14 protein-coding genes are annotated in these 16024 nt (G+C 61.8%); 9 read left to right on the top strand and 5 right to left on the bottom strand.

Annotation, left to right across the window (positions count from 1 at the left end; all coding sequences use genetic code 11):
- Positions 1-519: 519 nt before the first annotated feature.
- Positions 520-1071 (top strand): hypothetical protein, encoded by a 552-nt coding sequence (locus B0G71_RS23365; RefSeq protein ID WP_258875649.1) that lies wholly within the window; start codon positions 520-522, stop codon positions 1069-1071.
- A gap of 120 nt (positions 1072-1191) precedes the next feature.
- On the top strand, positions 1192-1692 hold the full coding sequence (locus B0G71_RS23360) for a hypothetical protein (protein ID WP_116144536.1): 501 nt from the start codon (positions 1192-1194) through the stop codon (positions 1690-1692).
- Between the two features lie 94 nt (positions 1693-1786).
- Here the strand turns inward: B0G71_RS23360 and B0G71_RS23355 are convergent, their stop codons facing one another.
- Positions 1787-2869, bottom strand: a complete 1083-nt coding sequence (locus tag B0G71_RS23355) for a GlxA family transcriptional regulator (protein WP_116144534.1) — start codon at positions 2867-2869, stop codon at positions 1787-1789.
- Positions 2870-3176: 307 nt separating this feature from the next.
- Here B0G71_RS23355 and B0G71_RS23350 point away from each other — a divergent pair, with 307 nt between their 5' ends.
- The 7 genes from B0G71_RS23350 (at position 3177) to B0G71_RS23320 (ending at position 11833) form a co-directional block, all read left to right on the top strand.
- On the top strand, positions 3177-4571 hold the full coding sequence (locus B0G71_RS23350) for an L-serine ammonia-lyase (RefSeq protein ID WP_116144532.1): 1395 nt from the start codon (positions 3177-3179) through the stop codon (positions 4569-4571).
- A gap of 111 nt (positions 4572-4682) precedes the next feature.
- Positions 4683-5927 (top strand): sarcosine oxidase subunit beta family protein, encoded by a 1245-nt coding sequence (locus B0G71_RS23345; protein ID WP_106280856.1) that lies wholly within the window; start codon positions 4683-4685, stop codon positions 5925-5927.
- Between the two features lie 28 nt (positions 5928-5955).
- Positions 5956-6294, top strand: a complete 339-nt coding sequence (locus tag B0G71_RS23340; RefSeq protein ID WP_116144530.1) for a sarcosine oxidase subunit delta — start codon at positions 5956-5958, stop codon at positions 6292-6294.
- Positions 6291-9293: a sarcosine oxidase subunit alpha family protein gene (locus B0G71_RS23335; protein ID WP_116144528.1), complete on the top strand. Its 3003-nt coding sequence runs from the start codon at positions 6291-6293 to the stop codon at positions 9291-9293. Before B0G71_RS23340 ends, B0G71_RS23335 begins: the two co-directional genes overlap by 4 nt.
- Positions 9283-9939: a sarcosine oxidase subunit gamma gene (locus tag B0G71_RS23330; RefSeq protein WP_116144526.1), complete on the top strand. Its 657-nt coding sequence runs from the start codon at positions 9283-9285 to the stop codon at positions 9937-9939. Before B0G71_RS23335 ends, B0G71_RS23330 begins: the two co-directional genes overlap by 11 nt.
- A gap of 57 nt (positions 9940-9996) precedes the next feature.
- Positions 9997-10260 (top strand): hypothetical protein, encoded by a 264-nt coding sequence (locus B0G71_RS23325; protein WP_116121511.1) that lies wholly within the window; start codon positions 9997-9999, stop codon positions 10258-10260.
- 154 nt (positions 10261-10414) lie between these two features.
- Positions 10415-11833, top strand: coding sequence for an MFS transporter (locus tag B0G71_RS23320; RefSeq protein WP_116144524.1), 1419 nt, complete (start codon positions 10415-10417; stop codon positions 11831-11833).
- A gap of 3 nt (positions 11834-11836) precedes the next feature.
- Here B0G71_RS23320 and B0G71_RS23315 read toward each other — a convergent pair whose 3' ends face one another.
- The 4 genes from B0G71_RS23315 to betA all read right to left on the bottom strand — a co-directional run bounded on the left by B0G71_RS23315 (position 11837) and on the right by betA (position 16015).
- A complete protein-coding gene (locus B0G71_RS23315) occupies positions 11837-12265 on the bottom strand; it encodes a hypothetical protein (protein ID WP_258875648.1) in 429 nt (142 codons plus the stop codon).
- A 323-nt stretch (positions 12266-12588) separates the two neighbouring features.
- Positions 12589-13026 carry a cupin domain-containing protein gene (locus B0G71_RS23305; RefSeq protein ID WP_258875647.1) on the bottom strand — a complete coding sequence of 146 codons (438 nt, stop codon included), beginning with the start codon at positions 13024-13026 and terminating at the stop codon, positions 12589-12591.
- A complete protein-coding gene (gene ampC / locus B0G71_RS23300; RefSeq protein ID WP_116144520.1) occupies positions 13007-14173 on the bottom strand; it encodes a class C beta-lactamase in 1167 nt (388 codons plus the stop codon). Before ampC ends, B0G71_RS23305 begins: the two co-directional genes overlap by 20 nt.
- 156 nt (positions 14174-14329) lie before the next feature.
- A complete protein-coding gene (betA, locus tag B0G71_RS23295) occupies positions 14330-16015 on the bottom strand; it encodes a choline dehydrogenase (RefSeq protein ID WP_116144518.1) in 1686 nt (561 codons plus the stop codon).
- Between the last annotated feature and the right edge of the window lie 9 nt (positions 16016-16024).

Below are 16024 nucleotides of genomic sequence, written 5' to 3'. Positions count from 1 at the left end.
TAGGCACTCGCTCTCCACCCCTACCGCGTCAGCGGTTTAGTGCAAGGTTGTTTATTTTGACTCGGCGATCGTAACGACACGCCATTTCTGTCAGTTCGTTAGAGCTTTACTTAACTTCACCAGCCAGAATACTGACAATTTTGCGTTTGTCCGATTGCACCCAGACCCAGTCGGATACTTTTTCCACCACTTTTCCAGGTGTCCGGCGATCATCTTTCAACCGACAGACAATGAAGCCGACTATTGCGGCATGCTGCAGGCGGACCCGGGTGGCAGTCCTGCCGACGCGCTCGCATTTAACGCTTGGGCTTACATAGTTTTGCCTCGATCCGGCAATTGGATAGCGTACGGGGACGATTCGAAGGAGGTAGCGGCTTTCGTTGTAAACGCAGAGGCCAATGAATTCGCCCGCGCTACTCTAGCTCGCGACATTGTGCGACCTGGCGTGGACTTCAAAATCGTTGATTAGCAGGCGGTCTCATGTTGAATGCTCCAGTTCTGCGGGACTGGAGCATTCCCATGTTCACTCACCGCCGAATAATTCGTATGTCAACTACAACCAAACGAGACTTCATCGCTGATTCAGCGATTTTTCTTTTACTGTGGAGCCGTGCAACTGCAAAGGTGCAACGGCTGTCTTCAGCCTTGCCAGCCGAGCTACTCTATTTTGATTCGATCGATATATCGACACAGAAATTTTTTGAACTTATACGAGCGTTGCTGGCCTTCGAAGGTGCGAGCGACTTTGTCAGTTTGGTGCTGAAGCCGGACCCTTTCACCTATTTTAACTTTCACTTTCAAAAGTACCCGGGCTTCGTGCATCTTTCCGAACAATCCGATGACGATTTCTTCGAATCCTGGCAACTGGACCCGGGCGACAGCCCGGCAGATTGTTTATGGGCCAATTCCGAGCGTTATGCGGTTCTGCCGACACCCGGAACATGGTTCATGTACGCGGACAGAAAATGGGAAATGGGCGTGCTGACAGGGCCGCCCAATATTATTGAGTTTGCCCGGAGCTTTTATCCGTTTTTTCTCCAACCTGGCGAAGGGTTCAGAATCGTTGAATAGCTTGCGATAGATCTGGAAGTCAGCCAAAGCGGAAACGATGCGACACTCCGCTCCGTTTCCGCATCCCACGTTTGCGCCCAAGCCTGCGCAAGATCATTCGCAGGTGATCTGTGAGAGCTGATGAGCAACATAGACCACATTAAAGACCTCGAAATATTCACACCGCTTTGGCGGCGTGCGTGCGAGTGTATGGGACGAGTTGCCGTCACCCCGGCCTCGGAGTTGTTGCATTACGACTCATCTAACCTCGGGACGCAGGTTTTCCACGACCTTATCCGGAGCATTGCGGCGTTCAACGGAATCGGAGAGTTCGCTGTTGTGGTTCTCAATCCGGACCCGTTCAGCTACTTCAATATGCATTTCGGCAAGTACCCGGGATTCATAGTCGAGCCGCAACATTCCGACGACGATTTCTTCGAAATACTGATGAAGGACCCTGGCGACAGTCCGGCTGATGCGATCGGTGTTTATTCGGAGCAGTATGCAATCTTGCCGATTTCGGGGGAATGGTTCTTCTACGCCGATCGAGGATGGGACGGCGGAACCGGTGTTCTCGGTGGTCCTCCGGATGTCATGAAATTTGCTCGGCAACGTTTCGGGTTTTACGAGAACCCGCGTTGAGTTTTTGATTTTTCGCCGCGCGAGCGTGTCCCGATCGACAGATTCGGACACGCGCCGAAAGAGTAGCTGACAAAGCTACGTCGCATCGCGAACTTCAAATCGCCTGCGCCCGCCCCGGAAACGTCTCATCATAATCCCCACTATCCTCAGCTCCCGCCGCCGTGCCACGCTGCTCGCGATACATCATCGGCGGCAAACCGAATTGCTTGCGGAATTCGCGGCCCAGATGCGAAGCATCGGAAAACCCGCAACTCGACGCAATATCCGCCACTGTCTTATCCGAACTCGTCAACAACCACGCGGCGGTGCGCAACCGCACCTGCTTCGCGTAAGCCTGCGGCGCCTTGCCCGTTTCCGCTTTAAAAAGCCGTTCCAACTGACGCGGCGAGAGATCGAGCTTCCCCGCAAGCTCATCGAGCGACAGCGAGCGCCCGACATGCTGCTCCATCAGCAGAATCGCGCGCTTGACCTTGGGATGCGTGGCCGGCGCGAGCCCCGGCGGATGCGGCTGCGGCGCGTTGCCTTTCTGCATATCATCGACGAGCAAAATACGCAGTGCCTTCTGCACCGTAGCGGTTTCAAAATGACGCAACAGGATCGCGGCGGCCACGTCGATCGACGCGCGTCCGCCGGAACACGTAATGCGCCGTCGGTCGATCACGAACAGCCGGTCCGCGATCAGCGCTTCCTCGTTCACCGACGGAAAACGCTCGATGAAATCCCAGTAGTGAAACCAGCTCACGCAAATGCGGTAACCGTCGAGCACGCCCGCGCGCATCAACGAAAACACGCCCGTGCACATGCCGACGAGCGTCGCATCGGTGGCGGCGGCGCGGCGGATGAAAGCGAGCGTCGCGTCGTTCGCGGCCGGTCCGGAATGCAGCAGGCCGCCGACCACCACGACGTAATCGAACGGCTCGGCGCCGTCGAACGTTTCCCACGGCGTGATCTGGATGCCGCAACTCGCGCGCACCGGAGCGAGGGTTTCCCCTATCACGCTCCACGAACAGCGCACGGGCTTGCTGAAATCGCCTTCGTCCGCGGACAGGCGCAGCAGGTCGACGAAACCCGAAAACGCCGTCAGCGTGAAGTTCGGCAACAGGATGATGCCGAAGCGAATGCGCTGCCTGGAGGTGCCGTCGATCGATCGAGGGGGAAGCGGTTCAGCGGAATTCATGCATGCAGCCAGCGAGCGAGCGAAAGGGTTGGATCAAGCATAGCACCGGGGACGGCGTCTGCCGCGTCGGGCCGTACGGCGGCACGACCGGCGCTGCGTCGCAGGCATCGTCAGCATCGCTAGCCACAAGCCGGGCGCATGTCGCAAATACGTCAGAAGTCTTCGTAAATACGCCGCGGACCTTTGCCGGCGCGTCCATTGACGCCACTATCCCACTGCCATGCCGTTTTTATTCTATCGGTTCAATTTGACCTGCGCTGCAATAGAGGCCAATCCACCCAAAGCATCGCAACGCACAAGGCACGCCATGAACGTCAGCGTCTTCGATCTGTTCAAGATCGGTATCGGTCCTTCAAGCTCGCACACCGTGGGGCCGATGATCGCTGCATGCCGCTTCGCTTCGCATATCGAAGACGCCAATCTGCTCGGCTTCGTGCGCGGCGTGAAGGTCGACCTGTTCGGCTCGCTCGGCGCGACCGGCAAGGGGCACGGCACGGACAAAGCGGTGCTGTTGGGACTCGAAGGCAATCTGCCCGATTCCATCGACCCGGACCTGATCGAGCCGCGCCTGCAAGCGATCCGCGCGACAAAACAACTGGTGCTGCTCGGCAAGCACCCGGTCAAATTCGACGAGCGCGAGCATCTGGGCTTTTTCCGCAAGCTGATGCCGGGTGCGCCGGGTTCGGGCATCGTGCATCCGAACGGCATGCGCTTTCAGGCTTTCGACGAAAACGGCCAGCTGCTGGTGGAGAAAGAGTATTACTCGGTCGGCGGCGGCTTCGTGGTGAATCGCGAAGGCGATCGTGTGAACGGTGTGCGCGCCGGCGCCGAAGTGCCATATCCGTTTCGTACCGGCGACGATCTGATGCGCGTCTGCCGCGAAAGCGGATTGTCGATCGCTCAGATCACCTTGCGCAACGAATGCGCGGCGCGTCCTGAACAGGAAGTGCGCGAAGGCTTGCTGGCAATCTGGCGCACCATGTCGGCGTGCGTCGAGCGCGGCTGCAAGGTGCGCGGCGAGTTGCCCGGTCCGATGCACGTGAAGCGCCGCGCGGCCGATCTGTGCGGGCAATTGCGTTCGCGCTCGGAAGAGTCGCTGCGCGATCCGCTCTCCATGCTCGACTGGGTCAACCTCTACGCAATGGCCGTCAACGAAGAGAACGCAGCGGGCGGGCGCGTCGTCACCGCTCCGACCAATGGCGCGGCCGGTGTGATTCCCGCCGTGCTGCACTACTACGTGAAGTTCATGCATGCGTCGAACGACGAGGGCATCGTCAACTTCCTGCTGACGGCCGCGGCGATCGGCATCATCTACAAGGAAACGGCATCGATCTCGGGCGCCGAAGTGGGCTGCCAGGGCGAAGTCGGCGTGGCCTGCTCGATGGCTGCCGCGGCGCTCGCCGCCGTGATGGGCGGCACGCCGACGCAAGTCGAAAACGCCGCCGAAATCGGCATGGAACACAACCTCGGCATGACCTGCGATCCGGTCGGCGGACTCGTGCAGATTCCGTGCATCGAACGCAACGCAATGGGCGCGATCAAGGCGTTGAACGCCGCGCGCATGGCGATGAAGGGCGACGGCCAGCATTACGTGTCGCTCGACAATGTGATCAAAACCATGCGCGAAACCGGCGCGGACATGAAGACGAAATACAAGGAGACGTCGCGCGGCGGGTTGGCCGTCAACGTCATCGAGTGTTGAGAACGGAATCGCGAAGTAACGCAGGGAAAGCCGCAAATAGTAAAGCAGGAACCTGAGAGGCAGCATCAGCACCAGCGTCAGCATTCAGCACAGTACCCACAAGGATCAACGATGAGCCGCTATTCGATATTCAGCCTGTTGCGCAACGGGATGTCGTATCACGAGAACTGGGAGCGACAGTGGAAGAGTCCCGAGCCCAAACGTGAATACGACGTCGTGATCGTCGGCGGCGGCGGGCACGGTCTTGCCACCGCGTACTACCTCGCCAAGGAACATGGCGTGCGCAATGTCGCTGTCCTGGAGAAGGGCTGGATCGGCGGTGGCAATACGGCGCGCAATACGACCATTGTGCGCTCGAACTATCTGTGGGACGAGTCGGCTGCGCTCTATGAGAAAGCGATGAAACTGTGGGAAGGGCTCTCGCAGGACCTGAACTACAACGTCATGTTCAGCCAGCGCGGCGTGATGAACCTCGCGCATACGCTGCAGGACGTGCGCGACACCGAGCGCCGCGTGAATGCGAACCGGCTGAACGGCGTGGACGCCGAATTTCTGACGCCTGCGCAGATCAAGGAAATCGAGCCGACCATCAACCTGAATAGCCGCTATCCGGTGCTCGGCGCGTCGATTCAGCGGCGCGGCGGCGTGGCGCGTCACGATGCGGTGGCCTGGGGCTTCGCGCGCGGCGCGGATCAGGCCGGCGTCGATATCGTGCAGAACTGCCAGGTCACGGGCATTCGCCGCAACGGCAGCCAGGTGACTGGCGTGGACACCACGAAAGGTTTCATCAAGGCGAAGAAAGTCGCGATCGTGGCGGCGGGCAATACCTCGACGCTTGCCGACATGGCCGGCGTGCGGCTGCCGCTGGAGAGCCATCCGTTGCAGGCGCTGGTGTCGGAACCGATCAAGCCGGTGGTCAACACGGTGGTGATGTCTAACGCGGTGCACGCGTACATCAGCCAGTCCGACAAGGGCGATCTGGTGATCGGCGCGGGCGTGGACCAGTACACGGGTTTTGGACAGCGCGGCAGTTTCCAGATTATCGAAGGCACGCTTGAGGCCATTGTCGAAATGTTCCCGGTGTTCTCACGAGTGCGGATGAACCGCCAGTGGGGCGGCATCGTGGATGTCTCGCCGGATGCGTGCCCGATCATCAGCAAGACCGACGTGAAAGGGCTGTACTTCAACTGCGGCTGGGGCACGGGTGGTTTCAAGGCGACGCCGGGTTCCGGATGGGCGTACGCGCACACCATTGCGAAGGATGAGCCGCATCCGTTGAACGCGGCTTTCTCGCTGGAGCGTTTCTATACCGGCCACCTGATCGACGAACACGGCGCCGCCGCTGTTGCCCACTAACGCCACGCACTGCGACGAGGAAAAACCAATGCTATTGATCGAATGTCCGTGGTGCGGGCCGCGCGCCGAAACCGAATTTTCCTGCGGCGGCGAAGCGGACATTGCCCGTCCGCTCGACACCGACAAACTCACAGACAAGGAATGGGGCGACTACCTGTTCATGCGCAAGAACCCGCGCGGCGTGCATCGCGAGCAATGGATGCACACGCAAGGCTGCCGCCGCTGGTTCAAGGCGCAGCGCGACACGGTGAGCTACGAGATCCAGGGCTACGAGACGTTCGAGCGTCCGTTGCTCGCCATGGACAGCGCCGAGGCTAACACGCAAAGCACGGCACAAAACAAGGCACAAGAGGGCAAGGCATCATGAGCCAGAAAGACCGACTCCCCAACGGTGGCCGCATCAATCGCGCCCAGCCGCTGACGTTCACCTTCAACGGCCGGCAGTACCAGGGCTATCACGGCGACACGCTGGCATCGGCGCTGCTCGCGAACGGCGAGCATTTCGTCGCGCGCAGCTGGAAATATCATCGGCCGCGCGGCATCGTCACGGCGGGCGTGGAAGAACCGAATGCGGTCGTGCAACTCGAAACCGGCGCGTACACGGTGCCGAATGCACGCGCGACTGAGGTCGAGTTGTATCAAGGACTGGTCGCCACCAGCGTGAACGCGAAGCCGAGCATCGAGAAAGACCGCATGGCGGTCAACCAGAAGTTCGCGCGCTTCATTCCGGCCGGCTTCTACTACAAGACCTTCATGTGGCCGCGCAAATTCTGGCCGAAATACGAAGAAGTGATCCGCGACGCCGCCGGTCTCGGCAAGGCGCCGGAACACACGGACGCGGATCGCTACGACAAGTGCTTTGCGCATTGCGACGTGCTGGTGGTGGGCGGCGGCCCGACCGGCCTCGCGGCTGCACACGCTGCGGCATTGTCCGGCGCGCGCGTGACGCTGGTCGACGATCAGCCGGAACTCGGCGGCTCGCTGCTGTCGTGCCGCGCGGAGATCGACGGCAAGCCCGCACTGTACTGGGTGCAGAAGATCGAAGACGAACTGCGGCAGATGCCCGAAGTGAAGATCCTGTGCCGCAGCACGGCATTCGGCTATCAGGACCACAACCTCGTGACGGTGACGCAGCGGCTCACCGAACATTTGCCGGTGTCGCAGCGCAAGGGCACGCGCGAACTGATGTGGAAGATTCGCGCGAAACGCGTGATTCTCGCGACCGGCGCGCACGAGCGTCCCATCGTGTTCGGCAACAACGATCTGCCGGGCGTGATGCTGGCATCGGCCGTATCGACCTATCTGCATCGCTATGCGGTGCTGCCGGGCCGCAACGCGGTGGTGTTCACCAATAACGACGACGGCTATCAATGCGCGCTCGATCTGAAAGCAGCCGGCGCCCAGGTGACAGTGGTCGATCCGCGCGCGAGCGAATCGAAGGGCACGCTGCCCGCTTTGGCACGCCGCTACGGCGTCAAGGTGATGAACGGTGTCGTGATCACGGCGGCGCACGGCAAACTGCGTGTGGCGTCGGTGGATCTCGCGTCGTATTCGAACGGACAGGTCGGTGCGAAGCAGAGCGAGCTCGCCTGCGATCTGCTCGCCATGTCCGGCGGCTGGAGCCCGGTGCTGCATCTGTTCGCGCAATCGGGCGGCAAGGCGCACTGGCATGACGAGAAGGCCTGCTTCGTGCCGGGCAAGGCGATGCAGCCGGAGACGAGCGTCGGCGCATGCGCGGGCGACTTTACCTTGGGTCAGGGCATCCGCTTTGCAGTCGATGCCGGCATCGACGCGGCGCGCGCGGCGGGCTTCATTGTCGCGCGGCCGAATCCGGTGCAGGTGGCCGAGATCACGGAAGCGAAGATGCAGCCGCTCTGGCTGGTCGGCGGCCGTGAGATGGCGACGCGCGGGCCGAAGCAGTTCATCGATTTCCAGAACGACGTGTCGGCCGCGGACATTTTTCTCGCGGCGCGCGAGGGCTTCGAATCGGTCGAGCACGTGAAGCGCTATACGGCGATGGGTTTCGGCACCGACCAGGGCAAGCTCGGCAACATCAACGGCATGGCGATTCTCGCGCAGGCGCTCGGCAAGACGATTCCCGAGACCGGCACCACGACCTTCCGTCCGAACTACACGCCCGTCACCTTCGGCACGTTCGCCGGCCGCGAGCTGGGCGAGTTTCTCGATCCGGTGCGCAAGACGGCGGTGCACGAATGGCATGTGGAAAACGGCGCGGCTTTCGAGGACGTGGGCAACTGGAAGCGTCCGTGGTACTACCCGAAAGCGGGCGAAGACATGCACGCGGCAGTAGCGCGCGAATCGCTCGCGGTGCGCACGAGTGTCGGCATTCTCGATGCTTCCACGCTCGGCAAGATCGACATACAGGGCCCCGATTCGGCGAAGCTCCTCAACTGGGTCTACACGAATCCGTGGAGCAAGCTGGAGGTCGGCAAGTGCCGCTACGGCCTGATGCTCGACGAGAACGGCATGATCTTCGACGACGGCGTGACCGTGCGCCTCGCCGACCAGCACTACATGATGACGACCACCACCGGCGGCGCGGCGCGCGTGCTGACGTGGCTCGAACGCTGGCTGCAGACCGAATGGCCGGACATGCGCGTGCGGCTCGCGTCGGTGACGGATCATTGGGCGACCTTCGCCGTGGTCGGTCCGAACAGCCGCAAGGTACTGCAGAAGGTCTGCCAGGACATCGACTTCGCACACGCGGCGTTCCCGTTCATGAGCTATCGCGAAGGCACGGTGGCGGGCGCGGCTTCGCGTGTGATGCGCATCAGCTTCTCGGGCGAACTGGCTTATGAAGTGAACGTGCCGGCGAACGTCGGGCGCGCGGTGTGGGAAGCGTTGATGGCGGCGGGCGCGGAGTTCGACATCACGCCGTACGGCACCGAAACCATGCACGTGCTGCGGGCGGAGAAGGGCTACATCATCGTCGGCCAGGATACGGACGGCTCGATGACGCCGTACGACCTCGGCATGGGCGGGCTCGTCGCGAAGTCGAAGGACTTTCTCGGCAAGCGTTCGCTGACCCGCTCGGACACCGCGAAGGCAGGGCGCAAGCAACTGGTCGGCCTGCTCTCGGACGACCCGTCGTTCGTGATACCGGAAGGCTCGCAGATCGTCGCGGGTCCATTCCAGGGCGAGACGGCGGCGATGCTCGGCCATGTCACGTCGAGCTACTACAGCCCGATCCTGAAGCGCTCGATCGCGATGGCGGTCGTCAAGGGCGGTCTCGACAAGATCGGCGAAACGGTCACGATTCCGCTTTCGAGCGGCAAACAGATTGCAGCGAAGGTCACCAGTTCGGTGTTCTACGACAGCGAAGGAGCACGTCAACATGTGGAATGAAACGAGAGGGACGGCGTCGGTCGTGGATCGTGCTGTCGGCAAACAGACCGGCGTATGGCAGGAGTCGCCGCTGGTCGGCACGGACGCGCTGCTGAAAAAGCATCAGGCGACGGCCAACGCGGCGTTCAGATTGAACGAGCGGCCGTTTCTGGAACTCGTGAACGTGCGCGGCGATACGCGTGACGCCGCATTCGTGCGCGCCTTTGAAAGCGTGCTCGGCTGCCGTCCGCCTGAAAAGGCGAACACGGTGGCGCGCGGCAACGGCTACGACGTAATGTGGCTCGGTCCCGACGAGTGGCTGGTGCGCTCGGCCACCGGGCACGACGCGACGCGCACTGCGCCGTTGCAGGCGAAACTCGGCGCGGCGTTCGCGGGCGTGTTCGCTTCGGCGGTGGATATCGGCAGCGGCTATACGGTGCTCGAAATCAGCGGCACGCGCACGCGTGAAGTGCTGTCGCGCGGTTGCCCGCTCGACCTGCATCCCAAGCTGTTCGGCGAAGGGCAGTGCGCGCAGAGCCATTATTTCAAGGCATCGATGACACTCCTGCCTACCGGCGCGAGCAGTTTCGATATCGTCGTGCGCCGCAGCTTCGCGGACTACTTCGTGAAGATGATGCTCGACGCAGCCGAGCCGCTGATGTCGTAAGGCGCGGCGAGCGGTCCTGTCCGAACCGCTCGCGCGTTTCATCCCTCGGTATTCGCCATGACGTCGACACGTCTAGCCACCGCGCGCCTCACCGAGCGCGCGTGCCACGAAGGCGATGCCCATGCCGCGCTCGCGCTGCTCGATCAGAGCATCGTGCTGCGGCATCGGCGCATTGCGCTGATCCGTTATCTCCTCGCGCAGCAACTCGGCGCGCCGTTGCAGGCGCGTCATCATGAATACGTCGAACGGATCGCCGCACGGTTGAGCGCGGATGCGCTCGCGCGCATTGCCGGCGCCGCGCGGGCGCGTCTGCGGGCCTGAGCGTCTCTATCGCCGCCGCCGTCGCCGCGCATGGAGCGGCGCACCCGTTCCATCCCGATGACGTATTTCTTCTATGTGGCCGATTTATGTCGGCGTCTACTGAAAACACTCAGGAGTATCCACGCGGCAAGCGCCGCATCCACCAGGGGATGACATGTCCACCGCCTATCCGCCGCGCGCGAGCGCTGCTGCCCGACTCGAACGACTGCCGTTCTCCGGTTATCACCGGACCATTTTTATCATCATTGCGATCGCGTTCTTTTTCGATTCCGTCGATCTCGGCACGATGACCTTCGTGCTCGGTTCGATCAAGACGGAATTCGGCTTATCGACCGCAACGGCGGGGCTGGTGGCCAGCGCGAGTTTCTTCGGCATGGTGATCGGCGCGGCAATCGCCGGATTGCTGGCGGATCGCTTCGGACGGCGGCCTGTGTTTCAGTGGAGCATGGTGTTGTGGGGGCTCGCGTCGTATCTGTGCTCGACGGCGCAGAGCGTGGAAGCGTTGATCTTTTATCGCGTGCTGCTTGGCTTCGGCATGGGCATGGAGTTTCCGATCGCGCAGACGTTGTTGTCGGAGTTCGTGCCGGCTGCGTCGCGTGGCCGTCTGATCGCGCTGATGGATGGTTTCTGGCCGCTCGGCTTCATTACCTCGGGCGTGGTGTCGTACTTCGTCTTGCCGGCGTTCGGCTGGCGCACGGAGTTCGCGCTTCTCGCGATTCCTGCTGTATTCGTGTTGATCGTGCGTCGCGTCGTGCCGGAGTCGCCGCGCTGGCTCGAACATCGCGGACGCCTCCATGAAGCGGACAAGATTCTCGCCGAGGTCGAAGTGAAGGTGATGAAGGCGGCCGGGCTGAGCCAGTTGCGCGCGCCCGTCATGCTTGCAGAACCGCCGGCCGCCAAGGGCACGGGGGCGTTCCGCGAGATCTGGAGCATGGCTTACCGGCGTCGCACGATCATGGTGTGGACGCTATGGTTCTTCGCGCTGCTCGGTTTCTATGGGCTGACGTCGTGGCTCGGCGCGCTGATGCAGCAGGCTGGCTTTGCGGTGACGAAGTCGGTGCTGTATACGGTGCTGATTTCGCTCGGCGGGATTCCCGGGTTCATTTGCGCGGCGTGGCTGGTCGAACGTTGGGGGCGCAAGCCGACTTGCATCGCGTCGCTCGCGGGCAGCGCGGTGATGGTCTACGTCTATGGACAAACCGCGCTGCACGCGCAGACGCCGACCTTGCTGATCTGCGCCGGGCTGGCAATGCAGTTCTTTCTGTTCGCGATGTGGGCGGTGCTGTACACCTACACGCCGGAGCTGTATGGAACCGGTGCGCGGGCGACGGGTTCGGGCTTCGCGTCGGCGATCGGCCGCGTGGGTTCGCTGATCGGACCTTATGTGGTGGGCGTGGTGTTGCCGATGTTCGGCCAGGGCGGCGTGTTCTCGCTCGGCGCGATGTGTTTTGTGATCGCGGCGGCGGCGGTGTGGCTTTTGGGCATCGAGACGCGTGGGTTGGCGCTCGAGACGCTGGTGTCGGAGGCGGTTGAGACGGATGCGCGAGGGGGGTTGAGTCCGGTGCGGGAGTGAAGACTATTGCCTGCGGATAGCGCGCACCATGACGCCGTTCCAACCGAATGCGACACGGTTATCGGCCATGCGGAAAACGGCCGTACAGTTCGCGCTGTCCAGCAACGCGGTGCGCGCAGGCAGGCCGACATCCGGCGGGTAGACGTCGTAAAGTTCTTTCAACTTCGCGGCGCTGTCCACCTCACTGACCACAAAGCCGTTATGCGGCGTGCAGTTCTGGTTATTGAACTCGATACGCGTTGGCGAGATCGTCAAAACCTTCCCGAGGATCCGCCTCGCCTCAGGGATACCCGCCGAGACAGGGGAATAGGATACGACATCAGTCACCACCCATTTGCCCGCGAATTCCGCCGCAGACGGTGTTGTCTCCGACGCGCCCTGCTGCGCGCCAGCGAGTCCGGTCGAGAGAATCAGCGCGATGGCCGCGCCCAACTGACGGGCTTTCATTGCGCGGGCTGCCGGAATGGAGCGGACTCGCGCATGGATGGCCCCTAGTGAGCTAACGTACCGATGCCCCATGTGCAATTGCCGTTCGCCGGCGCATCAGTGTAGTACCGCATCACAACGCCCTCGTTGAATCGTAAGGCTGCATAGCCGGCTGCACTCATCCGCATGCTGTCATTGGCACCGGGCATTCTCCACCTCCTCAAAAACGGGGACGAGTATAGAAGGCGATGCGCGTGCGATAACACCTATCAAAATGGATAGGTAACGTGATACGGGAGCGGCAGCCACCCCGATCCTCATTTTCCAATTCAATTCCGAGCGCGAATATTAAACGGCTTCCCAGGCACCCAGGCCCACGTCGCCAACACTTTCGCGCCCGCGGGTCCGGCGCTCGTCACGTGAACGGCGTTCGCCGGCATCCGGTAACTCTCGCCGGCGTGAACCACTTGCGCGGGTCGCCCCTCGACCTGCACCGTGACTTCACCTTCGAGCACATAGGCGACTTCCGGCCCGGTCGCCTTGTGCTTCGGCTTGACGGCATTGGGCGGGAATTCGGCAATGCCCATGCCCATTTCGCGATCGGTTCCCGGAACGGGGACGCGTTGAAGCACCACGGTCTCATTGGCGTCGGGTGCCTTTTCGCCGGAATTGGCCGAAGGCGGATTCATGAGGACGGCAACGATCAACGGCACGCAACGCAAGCTATTCATGATCGCGTCGCCCCCATCAATGCGCGGCGTCAGCAAGCGCCGTCAAAATCTTATAAGCAGCAGCCACCCGATCCTCGTTCGGGAAGTTCTTGTTGGCCAGCAGCACAATGCCCAACTGCTTCTCGGGCACGAAAGCCACATATGCGCCGAACCCATTGGTCGAACCGGTCTTGTTGATCCACACGTTTGAACGAGGCGCGAGCGGCGGCTTGATCTCGACCGCGGGCGTCGCCTTTAAAACCATCGCCGATGAATTGCCCGCCAGCAATGTCTTCAGCGCGACCGGATACGCGTATTGCTCCCAGATCAGATCCTGGGTCAGCACACCTGCCTTGAAGTAGCCGGTGTGCGTATTCGTGATCGCGCGTTGCAACTTTGCATCGAGTGGGAGCAGATTCATGTTGGCCTGCATGAAGCGCGTCATGTCGGCGGCGGTGGATTTGACGCCGTAGGCTTCGGCGGACAGCACGCCGGGTGCCATGCGGATCGGCGCACCGTCTTTCTTGTAGCCTTGCGCGTAGTCCGGCATCCGTGCTGTCGGTACGTCGATATAACTGTTCTTCAAACCCAGTGCAGGAAACATGCGCTGTTCCATCAACGCCGTGAAATCCTGCCCCATACTCTTTGCGGTAATCAATCCAAGCGTGCCGATCCCGGGATTAGCGTAAGTCCGGCACGTGCCCGGGGCGCAACTGGGCTGCCATGCCTTGAAATACTGCATGAGTTCGTCGTTGTTATGGATTTCGTCCGGCACCTGCAAGGGCAGCCCACCGGGCGTATGCGTGCCCAGGTTGACCAGCTTCACGTTGCCGAACCGGCTGCCTTGAAGCACGGGCAAATATTTGCTCGTCGTATCCGACAGGGAAAGATCGCCGCTGACCTGCGCATATGAAGCCAGCGTCGCCGTGAAGGTCTTGCTGATCGAGCCGAGTTCGAACAGCGTGTCGCGCGTTACGGGCTTGCCGGTTTCCGTCGACGCCACGCCGTAGTTGTACACATAAGGCTTGCCCTCGACGATGACACCGACCGCCATGCCATGAATACCGTCTTTCGCCATGAGCGGCTGGATCGCCGCGTCGACCGTCCGTTTAATGCTGTCTTGCGTGGTATCGGCTGCGTGGCTCATGGGAGCGTTCAACGCAAAGGCCACGGTTGCCGTTAGGCTAAAGGCTTTGAACTTCATCTCTCGCGTTTCCTGGGTTGTCTGTCGGCGGAGGCGCTCCAAAAGATTCTTTGAAACGCCTTGAGGCCGCACTATCCGGCTTTTGCCAGACACTGACAATCGAGGATAAGTTGCGCGCGGGTAAAGAAAATCTTATGCGCGGACAACGGCGTCACGTCAAACCGTCGCGGTCTCCCGCTTTCTCGACGCCACGCCATTCGCCACGAAGTAGGGCGTATCCACCCGCGCCAGCGGTTCGCGTCCGCGAATCCGGTCGGCGATTTTTTCGGCCAGCATGATGGTCGGCGCGTTCAGATTGCCGGTCGTGATGCGCGGCATGATCGACGCGTCCACCACGCGCAGCGCTTCCATGCCGTGCACGCGACCCTCATTATCGACCACGGCCATATCGTCGTACCCCATCTTGCATGAACACGACGGATGAAACGCCGTCTCCGCGCGCATGCGCACGAACGTGTCGAGTTGCTCGTCGGTGGTCAGTTCGGCGCCGGGATTCAGTTCGCGGCCGCGATAACGGTCGAGCGCCGGTTGCCGCATGATCTCGCGCGTGATGCGGATGCCGTCGCGGAACTCGCGCCAGTCGAGCGGATCGGCCATGTAGTTGAACAGGATGCTCGGATGCGCGTTCGGATCGCGCGACGTGAGCTTCACGCGGCCGCGGCTCGGCGAGCGCATCGAACCGACGTGTGCCTGGAAGCCGTGCATCTTGATGGCGTTCGAACCGTTGTAATTGATTGCGACCGGCAGGAAGTGATATTGAATGTTCGGCCACAGATCGTCATCGCGCGTGCGGATAAAGCCGCCTGCCTCGAACTGATTGCTCGCGCCGATTCCCGTGCCCTTGACCAGCCATTCGAGTCCGATAGCCGGTTGATTCCACCACTGCAACGCCGGATAAAGCGAAACCGGCTCCTTGCACTCGTACTGGATATACATCTCCAGATGGTCCTGCAGGTTCTCGCCGACACCTGGCAGATCGTGAACGAGCGGCACGTCGAGTTCGCGCAGCCACGTGGAGCGGCCCACACCCGAGCGTTGCAGCAACTGCGGCGACGCGATCGCGCCGCTGCACACGAGCACCTCGCGGCGTGCCTGCGCATTCACCGCATTGCCGTGATGCAGATACGCGACGCCGACCGCGCGCTTGCCGGAGAACAGCACGCGATCCGTCACGGCATGCGTGACGATGGTGAGATTCGGCCGCGCTTTCGCGCGATCCAGATAACCGCGCGCCGTGCTGGCGCGCCGGCCGTTCGCCGTGACCGTGCGATCCATCGGGCCGAAGCCTTCCTGTTGATAGCCGTTCAGGTCGTCGGTGCGTGGAAAGCCGGCCTGCACACCGGCTTCGACCATCGCGGCGAAGAGCGGATTATTGCCGGGCTTGCTGGTGGTCACGTGCACCGGGCCGTCGCCGCCGTGATAGGCGTTCGCGCCCGCATCGCGCGTTTCGGCCTTGCGGAAATACGGCAGACAATCCAGATAGGTCCAATTCTCCAGACCGGCGTGCGCGGCCCAGCCGTCGTAATCGAGCGCATTGCCGCGGATATAGCACATGCCATTGATCAGCGACGATCCGCCGAGCCCCTTGCCGCGTCCGCATTCCATGCGCCGGTTGTTCATGTGCGGCTCGGGCTCCGTTTCGTACGCCCAGTTGTAGCGCCGTCCTTGCAGCGGAAAGGCGAGCGCGGCCGGCATCTGCGTACGGAAGTCGAAGCGGTAGTCGGGGCCGCCTGCTTCGAGCAGCAGCACGGTCACGTCCGCGTCTTCGGTGAGGCGCGAAGCGAGCACGTTGCCCGCCGAACCCGCGCCCACGATGATGTAGTCGTATTCGTTCGCAGCCATCGCGCGCTC

Source organism: Paraburkholderia sp. BL27I4N3 (genome assembly GCF_003386115.1).
Taxonomy (GTDB): Bacteria; Pseudomonadota; Gammaproteobacteria; order Burkholderiales; family Burkholderiaceae; genus Paraburkholderia.
The sequence above is the reverse complement of the archived record's forward strand: the minus strand, read 5'-3'. Positions and strand labels throughout refer to the sequence as shown.

What these genes read in the sequence shown, in the direction of transcription:
- B0G71_RS23365 (WP_258875649.1), top strand. Translation starts at nt 520, where the DNA reads ATGTTCACTCACCGCCGAATAATTCGTATGTCAACTACAACCAAACGA.
- B0G71_RS23360 (WP_116144536.1), top strand. Translation starts at nt 1,192, where the DNA reads ATGAGCAACATAGACCACATTAAAGACCTCGAAATATTCACACCGCTT.
- B0G71_RS23355 (WP_116144534.1), bottom strand. Translation starts at nt 2,869, where the DNA reads ATGAATTCCGCTGAACCGCTTCCCCCTCGATCGATCGACGGCACCTCC.
- B0G71_RS23350 (WP_116144532.1), top strand. Translation starts at nt 3,177, where the DNA reads ATGAACGTCAGCGTCTTCGATCTGTTCAAGATCGGTATCGGTCCTTCA.
- B0G71_RS23345 (WP_106280856.1), top strand. Translation starts at nt 4,683, where the DNA reads ATGAGCCGCTATTCGATATTCAGCCTGTTGCGCAACGGGATGTCGTAT.
- B0G71_RS23340 (WP_116144530.1), top strand. Translation starts at nt 5,956, where the DNA reads ATGCTATTGATCGAATGTCCGTGGTGCGGGCCGCGCGCCGAAACCGAA.
- B0G71_RS23335 (WP_116144528.1), top strand. Translation starts at nt 6,291, where the DNA reads ATGAGCCAGAAAGACCGACTCCCCAACGGTGGCCGCATCAATCGCGCC.
- B0G71_RS23330 (WP_116144526.1), top strand. Translation starts at nt 9,283, where the DNA reads ATGTGGAATGAAACGAGAGGGACGGCGTCGGTCGTGGATCGTGCTGTC.
- B0G71_RS23325 (WP_116121511.1), top strand. Translation starts at nt 9,997, where the DNA reads ATGACGTCGACACGTCTAGCCACCGCGCGCCTCACCGAGCGCGCGTGC.
- B0G71_RS23320 (WP_116144524.1), top strand. Translation starts at nt 10,415, where the DNA reads ATGTCCACCGCCTATCCGCCGCGCGCGAGCGCTGCTGCCCGACTCGAA.
- ampC (WP_116144520.1), bottom strand. Translation starts at nt 14,173, where the DNA reads ATGAAGTTCAAAGCCTTTAGCCTAACGGCAACCGTGGCCTTTGCGTTG.
- betA (WP_116144518.1), bottom strand. Translation starts at nt 16,015, where the DNA reads ATGGCTGCGAACGAATACGACTACATCATCGTGGGCGCGGGTTCGGCG.